Annotated in this window: 15 protein-coding genes; 11 read left to right on the top strand and 4 right to left on the bottom strand. The window is 68.6% G+C overall.

Features of this window, described 5'->3' with window-relative positions:
- Positions 1 to 35: 35 nt before the first annotated feature.
- From NF616_RS01515 to NF616_RS01505, 3 genes are all read right to left on the bottom strand, one after another.
- On the bottom strand, positions 36 to 1,220 hold the full coding sequence (locus tag NF616_RS01515; protein WP_252271258.1) for an NnrS family protein: 1,185 nt from the start codon (positions 1,218 to 1,220) through the stop codon (positions 36 to 38).
- Positions 1,207 to 1,464 (bottom strand): transmembrane sensor/regulator PpyR, encoded by a 258-nt coding sequence (locus NF616_RS01510; protein ID WP_252271257.1) that lies wholly within the window; start codon positions 1,462 to 1,464, stop codon positions 1,207 to 1,209. Before NF616_RS01510 ends, NF616_RS01515 begins: the two co-directional genes overlap by 14 nt.
- Before the next feature lie 166 nt (positions 1,465 to 1,630).
- Positions 1,631 to 2,476, bottom strand: a complete 846-nt coding sequence (locus NF616_RS01505; RefSeq protein ID WP_252271256.1) for a hypothetical protein — start codon at positions 2,474 to 2,476, stop codon at positions 1,631 to 1,633.
- Between the two features lie 111 nt (positions 2,477 to 2,587).
- On the opposite strand from NF616_RS01505, the gene NF616_RS01500 reads away from it, so the two are divergent.
- The 11 genes from NF616_RS01500 (at position 2,588) to NF616_RS01455 (ending at position 10,584) form a co-directional block, all read left to right on the top strand.
- Entirely contained in the window at positions 2,588 to 2,728 is a 141-nt protein-coding gene (locus NF616_RS01500) for a hypothetical protein (RefSeq protein ID WP_252271255.1), read from the top strand.
- Positions 2,729 to 3,021: 293 nt separating this feature from the next.
- Positions 3,022 to 4,971 carry an AAA family ATPase gene (locus NF616_RS01495; RefSeq protein WP_252271254.1) on the top strand — a complete coding sequence of 650 codons (1,950 nt, stop codon included), beginning with the start codon at positions 3,022 to 3,024 and terminating at the stop codon, positions 4,969 to 4,971.
- A 73-nt stretch (positions 4,972 to 5,044) separates the two neighbouring features.
- Positions 5,045 to 5,326, top strand: a complete 282-nt coding sequence (locus tag NF616_RS01490; RefSeq protein ID WP_252271253.1) for a peptidylprolyl isomerase — start codon at positions 5,045 to 5,047, stop codon at positions 5,324 to 5,326.
- 250 nt (positions 5,327 to 5,576) lie between these two features.
- Positions 5,577 to 6,422: a class I SAM-dependent methyltransferase gene (locus tag NF616_RS01485; protein WP_252271252.1), complete on the top strand. Its 846-nt coding sequence runs from the start codon at positions 5,577 to 5,579 to the stop codon at positions 6,420 to 6,422.
- Positions 6,423 to 6,772: 350 nt separating this feature from the next.
- Positions 6,773 to 7,474 (top strand): YebC/PmpR family DNA-binding transcriptional regulator, encoded by a 702-nt coding sequence (locus NF616_RS01480; protein WP_252271251.1) that lies wholly within the window; start codon positions 6,773 to 6,775, stop codon positions 7,472 to 7,474.
- Between the two features lie 9 nt (positions 7,475 to 7,483).
- Positions 7,484 to 7,672: a hypothetical protein gene (locus tag NF616_RS01475; protein ID WP_252271250.1), complete on the top strand. Its 189-nt coding sequence runs from the start codon at positions 7,484 to 7,486 to the stop codon at positions 7,670 to 7,672.
- Positions 7,669 to 8,067, top strand: a complete 399-nt coding sequence (locus tag NF616_RS01470) for an NUDIX hydrolase (RefSeq protein WP_252271249.1) — start codon at positions 7,669 to 7,671, stop codon at positions 8,065 to 8,067. The genes NF616_RS01475 and NF616_RS01470 overlap by 4 nt, the downstream gene beginning before the upstream one ends.
- A gap of 113 nt (positions 8,068 to 8,180) precedes the next feature.
- Entirely contained in the window at positions 8,181 to 8,306 is a 126-nt protein-coding gene (locus tag NF616_RS21195; protein WP_286674865.1) for a hypothetical protein, read from the top strand.
- Between the two features lie 161 nt (positions 8,307 to 8,467).
- A complete protein-coding gene (locus NF616_RS01465; RefSeq protein ID WP_252271248.1) occupies positions 8,468 to 9,163 on the top strand; it encodes a polysaccharide lyase family 7 protein in 696 nt (231 codons plus the stop codon).
- Positions 9,164 to 9,274: 111 nt separating this feature from the next.
- Positions 9,275 to 9,595, top strand: coding sequence for a DUF2025 family protein (locus tag NF616_RS01460; RefSeq protein WP_252271247.1), 321 nt, complete (start codon positions 9,275 to 9,277; stop codon positions 9,593 to 9,595).
- A 137-nt stretch (positions 9,596 to 9,732) separates the two neighbouring features.
- Positions 9,733 to 10,584, top strand: a complete 852-nt coding sequence (locus NF616_RS01455; RefSeq protein ID WP_252271246.1) for a substrate-binding periplasmic protein — start codon at positions 9,733 to 9,735, stop codon at positions 10,582 to 10,584.
- Between the two features lie 12 nt (positions 10,585 to 10,596).
- Here NF616_RS01455 and NF616_RS01450 read toward each other — a convergent pair whose 3' ends face one another.
- A complete protein-coding gene (locus NF616_RS01450) occupies positions 10,597 to 11,838 on the bottom strand; it encodes a phospholipase C/P1 nuclease family protein (protein ID WP_252271592.1) in 1,242 nt (413 codons plus the stop codon).
- Positions 11,839 to 11,975: the final 137 nt, after the last annotated feature.

Here is an 11,975-nt window from a genome sequence, read left to right as displayed (position 1 = left end):
CAAGGCCTTGCCGCCGAAGCGAGGCGCGAAACGGGCTAGCCCGGATGGCCGTCGACCCGGGCGCGCCAGAACATCGGTGCGTAGTGGCGCAGGAAGATGGCGAAGGCCAGGCACCAGCCGGCGGCCGCCAGCCACAGGCCGTAGACGCTGATGCCGGCCAGCAGCACGCGGCAGAGCGTGGCGCCGTGCAGCAGGGCGAAGGCCCATGCCATGGCGCGCGGCGGTGTCAGCGGGCGGCCCGTATGGCCGAGGCTGACCCGCGCCAGCATGGCCAGGATTAACCCACCCATCGCCCCCACCGCCAGCGCGTGGCTGGCCAGGCTCGGCTGTTGCAGCAGGCCCAGGTGCCAGGCGGCCATGCCCAGCGCCGCCAAGGCCATCCAGGCATAGGCCAGGTGCAGCGACCAGAGCAGCGGCACGCGCCAGATGTCGGCGTGGTACCACAGGCGCAGGCGCAGCCCATGCAAAGTGGCCACCAGCAGAAACAGCGGCGCCAGCAGCGGCAAGGGGCGCTGGTTGAAGCCGGCGGCCGTCAGCACAGCAATGGCCAGCGAGCCGCCGAGCAGGCTCCACATCAGCCAGGGCTTGGCCGGCGCCTGGCTGGCCAGTCCCAGGCCGCGCTGGGTGAAGAACGGAATCACCCGGCCGCCGATGATGCCCATCAACGCCGCCACCAGCCACAGCGCGGCCAGCGTACCGCGGCGCTGCAGGTCGTCGTCGGCCTGGCCGACGCCGTACAGCGCCAGCGCCTGGCAGGCGCCGAGCAGGCCGAGTACCACCACGATGGGCGCGTTGTGTTTTTGCCGTGCCTTGACGATCAAACGGCCGAAGGCCAGGACCAGCGCCACGGCGAAGGCCAGCTCGACCAGCGCCAGGACAGCCCAGGGCAACGGCACGAACCAGACCAGGCGCCCGGCCGCCCAGACGGCGAACAGCGCGGCCAGCGGACGCCCGGAAAGGCTGGGCTGGCCGGTCCAGGTCTGCACCGCGGTGAGCAGGAAGCCGGCGATGATCGCCAGGCCGAAGCCGAACAGCATCTCGTGGCGATGCCAGGCCAGCAGGCCGCCGTGCGGCTGCAGGCTGGCGTGGCCGGCCAGCGCGGCGCCCCACAGGGCGACCGCGATCAGGGCGAACAGCGCGCCGCCGAGAAAGAACGGGCGAAAGCCTAGGCGCCAGATCGGCGCGATGGCCAGCGCCGCGCCGCGATCAAGCAACTGCACAGCCAGCCTCCCCGCCCTCTTTGCGCATGTAATGCTGGGCGATCAGGCGCATCACGTAGCCGATCTTCAACAGCGTCGGCCCGACCACCACGCCGGCGTGGGCGAACACCAGCGCCGGAATGCTCAGCTGGCCCTCGAGCCCGTAGCCGGCGCCGATACCGGCCAGCAGCATCAGCATGCCGACGATCAGCAGGTGCGTGGACACATTGAGGACGTTCTTCGGGCAGCTCAGGAACTCGATCATGACGGCGTCTCCCTTTGAGGTGGGGCGAAAGGCCCTTTGCCCTTACTGCATCAGGAAACGTGCCAAGTGAATTTCCATTGAATATCAGGTACTTGCGAATAAAGAGTCGTAATGACACTGCACCATATGCTGTCTCATTAACAGCAAGCTGTTGATATGACTACAGTCAGATCGCCACTCCCGGCGCCTGCTGTCTCTGCTCGCCGAGAAGCCCGCGGGCCTTGAGGAAGTCCAGGATTTCCAGGCTGAGGCTCTGCAGGTGGGCGTCGATCAGTTGCATCGCCGCCGGGCTGGCGGCGCCCTCGGTGCCCTGATCGAGGGGCAGCGGCACGTTGATGCCGAAACCGTAGCCGCCCACATAGCGCATGCGGGCCAGATCGATCAGCTCGACCCGGCCCCGCAACAGCGCCCGCGGCGCCTCGCACGTCTGGTAGGTGCGCTCGCACTTGAGGTAGTAGCCATAGCTGTTGAGGATGCGCCGGTCGGAGCCCGCCTTCGAGTCCGGGTCCGCCACCTGGGGCAGCTGGCGCAGCAGCACCAGGTACTGGTAGCCGGCGCTCTTCATCGCCTCGTACTCCACGCCGAACACCTGCCGCAGGTTGCTCTCCAGCGGCGGGCTGGCGAACGCCAGCATGGTCGGGTTGGTCATCGCCCTGGGCAGGGTGATGTAGCCCTCCGCGGTGCCGCCCTCGACCCGCCGCTTGATCACCAGGCCGAGACCGGCGATAGGGCGGATGTCGTAGCCGCGCCGGTCCCGCGCCAGGCTCTGCAGCAGGGGCTTGCCCAGCTTGTTCAGCAGGTCCCATCCCGGTTGCTCGGCCGTCTTGATGTTCTCGTGCATGAAGGCGTTGCCGATCCACATGGTGCGGCTGCTCCTGTCGAAATCGATCATCACGGCCACCTTGCTGCCGACCGCGGGAGATACGGTCGCCTGTTCGCCACGCTCGGGCGAGGCGGCGCAACCGGCCAGCAGGGTCAGAGTCGTCAGCAGGAAGAAAGTACGGGCGCGCATGCTCAGTCCTTTGAGATGTTGGGGCGCGCGACTATACAGGCCAATCGCCACCTGCCCAAGGCTGAAACTTTCCGCCAGCACCGGCCACCAAATCGTTGGAGGAGACGCGCCATGCCCGATCCCGAACAGCCAGACAGCCCCGAGCAGCCGAACGTGGTCGACGACCTGCCCGAGGAAGTGGTGGAGAACCTCGAAGAGGTCGCCCCGCTGCCGCCTCCGGTGCCCGATCCCGGCCCGATGCTGCCGCGCTAGCCACTTCGCTGAGCCCATTTCGCCGCTTCGCTAGAGCGACCGACGGTAGTCCCGTTCGTCCCTCCTCCCTGAATCCCGCCCTGTCGATGCCGATAATCCGCTCGCGTGCCGAATCGCTGCCGGCGCGCTGCCACGCGGGTCGCGACCCGCCGGCGACGCTGGCCAATTCGGCATGGCGCTCCCGGCTCGCACACCTGCGCGGCAGCCTGCTCGGCAGCGGCCCCTCGCGAGCGGAGCCTCGATGCCGCCTGGATTCGCCCTCAGGGCGCTGTACAACGAATTCCGGGATCACCATGACCAAGCCATTCTTCACCCGCCATCGACGCCTGTTGGGCGTTGCCTCCCTCTGCCTGGCCCTGCTGGCCGCCGCTGCCGGCTACGGGTTCGCCCAGCGACCGCAACCGGTGCCGGCCGGCGACGCCTCGGCCGCGATGCTGGCCGAGCTGCGCCGCGACACCAGCCCCTGGACTGCGCACCGCGCCGACCTCTCGACCCTGGTCGGCGACATGCGCGACGGCCGCATCAGCAGCGCCGCGCTGAGCGACGAGGCGGTCTACGTCAGCACCGGTGACGGCCGCCGCTACTGGCTGGCCGACCAGTCCGGCCGCGTCGGCGAGATGATCCTGCGCGACTACGGCAACGGCGCCGCGCTGTTCCCGGTCAGCCTGTTCGACACCGATGGCGAGGCGCCCTGGTACCGCGAACTGCAGGCCCAGTGGCCGTTCCTGATGCTGCTGGTGCTCGGCGCCGGCCTGGCCTGGTGGAAGCTGCGCCCGCACACCCGCCTCAAGCACCGCACCGGCGTGACCTTCGCCGACGTGGTGGGCGCCGCCGAGGCCAAGCAGGCCCTGAGCGACGTGGTCGGCTACCTGCGCGCACCCGCCGCCTTCACCAAGCTCGGCGCGCGGCCGCCGCGCGGCGTGCTGCTCACCGGCGATCCCGGCACCGGCAAGACCCAGCTGGCCCGCGCCCTGGCCGGCGAGTGCGGCGCGCACTTCATCCAGGTCACCGGCAGCGACTTCTCCTCCATGTACTTCGGCGTCGGCATCCACAAGGTCAAGACGTTGTTCCGCACGGCCCGCGAGAACGCGCCGTGCATCCTGTTCATCGACGAGATCGACGGCATCGGCCGACGCGGCGAGCAGAGCCGCGCCAGCGACGCCGAGGCCAACCGCATCGTCAACCAGTTCCTCACCGAGATGGACGGCTTCGCCGCCGACAGCGGCGTGCTGGTGCTCGGCGCCACCAACTTCCCCAACTCGCTCGACCCGGCGCTGCTGCGCGAGGGCCGCTTCGACCGCAGCATAGCGGTCGGTCTGCCGACCCCGTCCGAGCGCGAGCAGCTGTTCCACCTCTACTGCGCCAAGGTGCGCGCCGGTGCGGACATCGACCACGCCCTGCTCGCCCGCAACAGCGTCGGCCTGACCCCGGCGGCCATCGCCAGCATCGTCAACCAGGCCGCGCTGCTCGCCGCCCGTGACAGCAGCGCCGAGGTGGGCATGCAGCACTTCGTCGACGCCCTGGAAACCTGCCGCATCGGCGAGCAGCCGATCGGCGCCAGCGCGCTGTCCGAGACCGAGCGCACGCGCATCGCCGTGCACGAGGCCGGCCACGCGCTGGTGGCCGCCGCCCTGGGCTGTGGCCGGGTGGAAAAGGTCACCATCCTGCCGCGCGGCCAGGCGCTGGGCGTGACGCTGGTGACGCCGACCGAGGACAAGCGCCTGCACCTGGAGTCCGAGCTGCGTGCACGCATCCAGATGCTGCTGGCCGGTCGCGGCGCCGAGCGCCTGCATTTCTCCGAGGTCTCTTCGGGCGCCGGGCAGGACCTGCACGAGGCGAGCAAGCTGGCGCTGTCCATGGTCGGCACCCTGGGCATGGGCCCCAGCGGCTCGCTGCTGAGCCTGCAGGCGGTGCGCGAGGCGCACCTGGACAGCGACCCGCACGAGGCGCTGCAGGCTGCCGACCAGTTGCTGCAACAGCTGGACCGTGAGTGCCTGGCCCTGCTGCAGCGCCTGCGCCCGGCCCTGGAGCTGATCACCCGGCGCCTGCTGGAAGACGAGACCGTACCCGGCGAGGAAGTGCAGGCGGCGGTGCGCGCCCTGCTCGGCGAGTCCGCCGGCGTGCCGCGTCAGGCCCGCGCCTGCCATCTGGAGCGCGTGGCGGCCAGCCCGCTGGCCAACTTCGATCCGCTGTTCGACCTGGCGGTGGACGACCTCCCGGACTACGGCCCGGGCATGGCCTGAGTCGACCAGGCGGGCCTGCCATGCAGGCCCGCTTTGCGCTAGGCTTCGTCCCTTTCCCACCGGAGGTACTCCCATGGCCCGAGCCACTGCCCGCCACATCCTGGTTTCCAGCGAAGCCAAGTGCAACGAACTGAAAGCTGCCATCGAAGGCGGCGCCGATTTCGCCCAGATCGCCAAGGAGAACTCCTCCTGCCCGTCCAGCCGCGACGGCGGCAACCTCGGTTCCTTCGGCCCCGGCCAGATGGTCCGCGAATTCGACCAGGTGGTGTTTAGCGCCCCCGTCGGCGAAGTCCAGGGCCCGGTGAAGACCCAGTTCGGCTACCACCTGGTGGAAGTCACCAGCCGCCAGGACTGACTGCTCTCGGCGGGGGTTCTGCTCCCGCCACCTTCCCTTCCGCCAACGGCGCTTCCGCCGCCAGGCGATCCGCTCCGTGTTCACCCCGCTCGCTCGTTAGGCCTCCCCCGTTCCTCCCGCTCGCACCTGGCGAACCCTCGCGCCAGAGGCCTCGCCGTGCCTGACGCAGCGTCGTCGGCGAAATCAGATTGAGCGTTCCGGCGCTTCGCCGGTCGCAACTACATGAGCTCGCCACGGAGGAAAACGCCCGATGAACAGCCGTCGACTGCCCTGCCTGACCGCCCTTCTGCTCGCCGTCAGCCTGCCGCTGCAGGCCGCCGACGAGCCCCTCGACCGCACCGGCCAGATCAAGGATGACGCCTACAATGCCGTGCTGGCCGGCGAATGGCGCTCTTCCGAGAACCAGCTGCGCGACCCCGAGCGGCGCCCAATGGAGACGCTGCGCTTCTTCGACCTGTCGCCCACCCAGACGGTGATCGAGATCAGCCCCGACGATGGCTGGTACAGCGAGATCCTCGCTCCGCTGCTGCGCGACCAGGGCCAGTACATCGCCGCGGTGCGCAGTAGCGACGATCCGCAGCAGCGTGAGCGGGCCGATGCGCTGCGCGCCAAGCTGAAAGGCGATCCGGCACGCTACGACAAGGCGCGGATCATCGAGCTGGATCCCAAGTCGCCCAAGCTGGGCGAGGCGGAATCGGCGGATCTGGTACTGAGCTTCGACGACCTGCACAACTGGGAAGAGGCCGGCAGCGAGGAATCCATGTTCAAGGCCATCTACGCCGTGCTCAAGCCGGGCGGCAAGCTGGGCGTGACCGCCTTCCGCGCGGCCAAGGGCGATACCTTGGAGGCCGTGCGCGGCAGCGGCTACCTGCCCACCGACCATGTGGTCGAGCGTGCCAAGGCCGCCGGCTTCGTGCTGGCCACCATGGAGCAGATGCACTCCAACCCGCGCGATGACCACGACCACCCGCAGGGCGTCTGGTCGCTGCCGCCCTTCTATGCCGAAGGCGAAAAGGACCGCAAGGACTACGAGGCCGTCGGCGAACCCGACCGCATGACCCTGTTGTTCGTCAAACCCAGCGCTCCGCGGCCGTAAACGAAGGCCTAGGAGAGGGTTCGATTCCTAGGATGTAATTCGCCCTCGTAGGTGTCAGGCCTTGTAGGGTGCCCTCGCCGAAGGCAGTGCACCAGCCCGGCAGCACCGGGCATCGAGCCAGCTCCGGCCCCCGCCTGGTGGGCTGTCGCTGCGCTCCGAGACCACCCTACGGGCGCTTCGAGGCAACCTTGGCCAAATACTGGCTACAGGCATTTGCCCTGGCCATACCTGCCGCGAGCGACTCTTCCTGCCTTGCCATCGCCCTCTCAGGGCGAAGCCGTTAGAATCTGCGCCTTCAGTTCGCCCCGCGTCGCGGGGCTTCCGTCAGACGCAACCCGCGAGAACACGTCATGGGCGCACAGTGGAAAGCCAAACCTAAAGAAGCCGCAGCCAACGCCAGGGGCAAGATCTTCGGTCGCCTGGTCAAGGAGATCATGGTCGCCGCCCGTAACGGCGCCGATCCGGACACCAACGCCAAGCTGCGCGTCGCCGTCCATGCGGCCAAGAAGGCCTCGATGCCCAAGGACACCCTGGAGCGCGCGATCAAGAAGGGCGCCGGCCTGCTCGGTGAGACCGTCAACTTCGAGCGCACCACCTACGAAGGCTTCGCCCCGCATCAGGTGCCGGTGGTCGTCGAGTGCCTGACCGACAACCTGAACCGCACCGTGGCGGAAATCCGCGTGCTGTTCCGCAAGGGCCAGATGGGCGCTTCCGGTTCGGTGACCTGGGACTTCAGCCACGTCGGCATGATCGAAGCCTCCACCGACAGCGGCGCCGACCCCGAACTGGCTGCCATCGAAGCCGGTGCCCAGGACTTCGAGCCGGCCGAGGAAGGCGACACCCTGTTCATCACCGAGATGACCGACCTCGACGCCGTGTGCAAGGCGCTGCCGGAGCATGGTTTCACCGTCAACTCGGCAAAAATCGGCTACATCCCGAAGAACCCGGTCAGCGGCCTGAGCGACGCGCAGATGGAAGAAGTTGAAGCCTTCCTCGAAGCCCTCGACAACCACGACGACGTGCAGAACGTCTACGTCGGCCTCGCCGGCTGATCGCCGCGCGTGAACCGCAGCCAGTTCCACCAGCAACACGCTGCGCGCGCCGAGGCCGAGGCCCGGCGCCTGCTGCTGCAGCGCGTCGAGCTCGGCGCGCGCTGGCTGGACTGGGTGGCCGCCGAGCTGTACCGCCTCACCCCGCCCGAATACGCGGCCATGGTGCGCCGTGAGCTGCAGCGCCTGAACCACGCATGAGGCTGCTGCACATCGCCGCCGCCTGCCTGCTGGACGAGCACGGCCGCCTGCTGCTGGTGCGCAAGCGCGACACCCGCGCCTTCATGCTGCCCGGTGGCAAGATCGAAGCCGCCGAGACGCCGCTTGCCACCCTGCGCCGCGAGCTGCGCGAAGAACTGCAGCTGGAGATCGACGAGGCCACACTCGTCCCGCTTGGGCAGTTCCGTGCCCCGGCCGCCAACGAGGCCGACACCGAGATCGAGGCACGCATCTACCGCGCCCGCCTGCCGCACCCGGTCCGCCCCGCAGCCGAACTGGAGGCGCTGCGCTGGCATGCCCTCGATGCCCCGGAAGGCAACGACCTGGCGCCGCTGCTGCGCCTGCACGTGCTGCCGGCCCTGCGCCGACACCCCTGAACGGCCGGCCCGTTCGGGGCTATGCTCAAGACATCGCATGGGCAGGCTGGCGCAGCCTGGGAGGTGGCAATTCGCATTGTTCGCACTGTCCGCCCCTTACGGAGGAATCCACCATGAGCAAAGGTCTCGACAGGCACAAGGAGGCGAAGAAGAAGCCTCTGAAGTCCGCCCAGGAAAAACGCCTGGCCAAGCGCGGCAAGAAATCCGGCAGCACACTGCTGGGTAGCCATACCTCCTGATCCACCCCGCACCCGGCGCTCGCCGGGTGCTTCGTTTCCTCCCCTCGCGAATGCCCTGGCCAGGCGCCAGTACCCATTCGTCCAGAACCGAGCGCAACGCTGAACTTCCCGAGGCAGACGGGTCGGAACCCCACCGTTACGTTTACCCGAGGAGGATGCCGATGCTTGACCTGACCACCTGGAACCTGACCGTTCCCGCCACCGAATCCGCCACGCTGATCAGCACCGAACGCCTGAACAAGGGCTACAGCAGCCAGTACTTTCGCCCGCAGAGCAGCAGCGTGCGCTTCTGGGTGCCGGTCACCGGCTCCTCTACCGAGAACTCCCGCTATCCACGCAGCGAACTGCGCGAAACCTGGCCGAACGGCGAGCTGCGCAACTGGTACCACGGCGACGCGGACAACCTGCTCAGCGCCGTGCTGACGGTCAACCAGGTGCCGAGCAAGAACAAGCTGGTGATCGGCCAGATCCACAGCATCAACCGCCCCGGCGATGTCGGCGAGCCGCTGGTGAAGCTGCAGTACCACTACCGTCCCGAGCTCAACAGCGGGCGCATCGAGGCCCTGGTGCGCAAGCATCCCGATGACAAGAAGGTGCAGAACATCGCCCTGATCAACGACGTGACCCTCGACGAGCGCTTCGCCTACCAGCTGCGACTGACCGCCAGCGGGCGGCTGGGCATCACCGTCTACAGCGACGACGACAACGGCGCCTACTACCGCAAGATCGCCTCCGGCTGGAGCCGCCAGCAGCTCTACTTCAAGGCCGGCGCCTACGCCCAGGATAACTACGGCGGCAGCGCCGAGGGCGGCCGGGCCACCTTCTACCACCTCAACACCGAGCACCGCCGGCCCTGAGCCGCGAACTTGATCCAAAGCAATGCGCGGCGCCGGCCATCGCCTAGGATGGCCGGCAAAAAGCATCCGCCTGCCCTGTGTGCGAACCCCGATCAACGACAGGAGGTTTGCATGAGCATCACATCATCCACCATCTGCTCCGCCGCCGAAGCCCTGCAGGGCCTGGTCGGCTTCAACGCCAAGACCGGCCTGCACATCGTGCGCTTCAGCGAGGATTCCTTCGGCCTCGATGTCACCGAAGACAGCATCCAGCCCTGCGCCGAATTCGTCTGGCAGCCGCTCAAGGGGGCGCTAATGACGCTGAGCCGCGAACGCCTGGGCATGCTTCTGGAGCAGCGCATCGACGAGCGCCTGAACATCTCCGAACCACTGCGCCTGTACCTGCGCCGCAGCGATTTGCCGGAAATCATCGCCGAGCGTCGCAAGGCCTGATGCGGGCGCCGCGCACCGCCGGTGCGCTTCGTCGCCTGCCTCGACGGGTCGGAGTCCAGAAACCGCATCGGCTGGCATAATGCGCGCTCGCCGATGCGCAGCCGCATCGCCCACCGACCGGAAAAGGATTGCCGTTGATGCCGACAAGGCGTCTGTCCTGGCTGCTGGCCCTGCTGCTGAGCGCCCCGCCCTGCCTGGCCGCGGACGGCGTGCTGCGCTACCCGCGCGCCAGCGTCGGCGAGGAATTCCGTCCCGTCTACCCGCTGGCCCAGCTGCAGCTGGCCCTGGACAAGGCCGGCAGTTCGCTGCGCATCGTCCCCTCGGACCAGCCCATGGAACAGCAACGCGCCCTGCTCGGTCTGGAGCATGGCGAGTCGGTGGACGTGGTCTGGACCATGACCAGCATCGAGCGGGAGCGGCGCCTGCTGCCGGTGCGCATCCCGCTCGACAAGGGCCTGTTCGGCTGGCGCCTGGCCCTGGTGCGAGCGGATCGGCCGCAGCTGCTAGGCGAGGTACGCACCCTGGCCGACCTGCGGCACCTGAGCGCGGGCCAGGGCCACGACTGGCCGGATACCCAGATCCTGCGCAGCCTGGGCCTGCCGGTGGAAACCAGCTCCAGCTACGACAGCCTGTTCCTCATGCTGCACGCCGGCCGCTTCGACTACTTCCCGCGCTCCGTGCTGGAGATCGACGCCGAGCTGCAACACCCCAACGCCGCCGGCCTGGCGGTGGACCGACACCTGGTGCTGCACTATCCCACCGCGCTGTATTTCTTCTTCTCGCCAGACGATCCGCAATTGGCGGAAACCGTGCGCCAGGGCCTGGAGCTGGCCATCGCCGACGGCTCCTTCGAGCGCCTGTTCCGCCAGTACCACGGCGCCGACCTGGCGCGCGCCGGGCTCGAACGGCGACACATCATCGCGCTGGACAACGCCCTGCTGCCGGCGCAGACACCGCTGCAACGGCGCGAGCTGTGGTATCGCCCCTAGGCGCCGCTCGCCTCATTTTCCGGCGGCGGGCAGCGTGCCCTTCAGCGCATTGCGGCTGTGCGCGCCGAAGTGGCGGAACAGCTCGACCAGCAGCTTTTCCAGCGCTGGGTCGGGCTGCACGGCCTGCAACTGGTTGCCATCGCTGAAGCCCTTGGCCGCCGCGCCGCGCGCCATCCACTCGCCGATCAGCGCGTCGAACTCGTCCGCACGCGCGTGGGATTCGGCCGCCACCACCTGGGCCGCGTAGTCCACATCGAATGCCGGATAGTCGCCGTCCAGCGCGCGCTCGCCATAGGCCGCCAGCAGCGGCTGCTCGAAGCGCTTCTCGGCGAGCAGCCCCTGCATGCGGTCGAACTGGTACTGCTCGATGGCGGTGTGACGGTCCGCCACGCGCTGGATCGCCGCCTCACGGTCCTCGGGAAAGCCCGCCTCGGCCTTCGCCGCGATCAGCACCATGCCGGCGGTATCCACCCCCGGCAGCACGCTGGCGTGGTACGGCTGGGTGAGGTCCTGCAGGTAGTGCATGGCCCAACCGAGGAAGCGGTAGCCCCAGTACGGATGATCGCTGGCGAAGGCCAGCCGGGCCAGGCCGCTGTACTGGTAAACGCGCCAGTGCGGCAGGGTCTGCCCCAGATAGGGCGCGGCGGCGAAGATCAGCGCCGACTCGTGGTAGTAGCCGATATGGAACGGCGCCTGGGAGGAATACTCGAAGCGCGCGTCGCCGAACGGCTGCGGGCCGAAGTTGTAGCGCTGGCCGGCGGCGCCTGGGTTGTTGCTGAACAGGTTGATGTCGTGGCCGTAGTCCGGCTCGTCCGCCGCGCTGGCCAGCACCTGCAGCGCGCTCACCCGCTCGCCGTTCTTCAGCGCCAGGTAGCGCCAGTGGGTCCAGGGCCCGACCTTGTGGAACACCAGCACGTCCTCGCCACGCAGCAGCGGCCGGCCGCCGGCGTCCTGGCCCGGCAGCTGCTGGACGAAGCTCGCCAGCTTGATCTGCGGATTGATGCGCAGGGCCTGGAAGAATGCCGTACGGCGGTCGCCAGCGGCATCGGCCCGCCAGCGTAGTTCGTCGGGCCGCGCCGGGTAATAGGAGAAGTGCGCGCGGGCGTATGCCTCCTGCTCGTCCAGCAGCCGCTCGATGGCCGGTGCCTGATCGGCGAGGAACACCTCCAGCGGCTCGACCATGACCGCCTCGTGCAGCGCCGGCTCTTCACGTAAGGCCAGCAGGCTGCCCAGCGCATGGTTGGACCAGGCCATGGCGTGGTTGCACAGGCCGGTCAGCAAAGCGGCGAACAACAGCGGGACGAGTGACTTCACGGCGACTCCGATGCGTGAGGTTAGGCCGCAGAGGCTAACCCCGCCGGCGCGCGCCGACACTGTCGAGGCGCGACATC

This window comes from Pseudomonas subflava (genome assembly GCF_023823685.1).
Lineage (GTDB): Bacteria > Pseudomonadota > Gammaproteobacteria > Pseudomonadales > Pseudomonadaceae > Aquipseudomonas > Aquipseudomonas subflava.
Note: the sequence above shows the minus strand (reverse complement) of the source record. Positions and strands in the feature narration are given on the sequence as shown.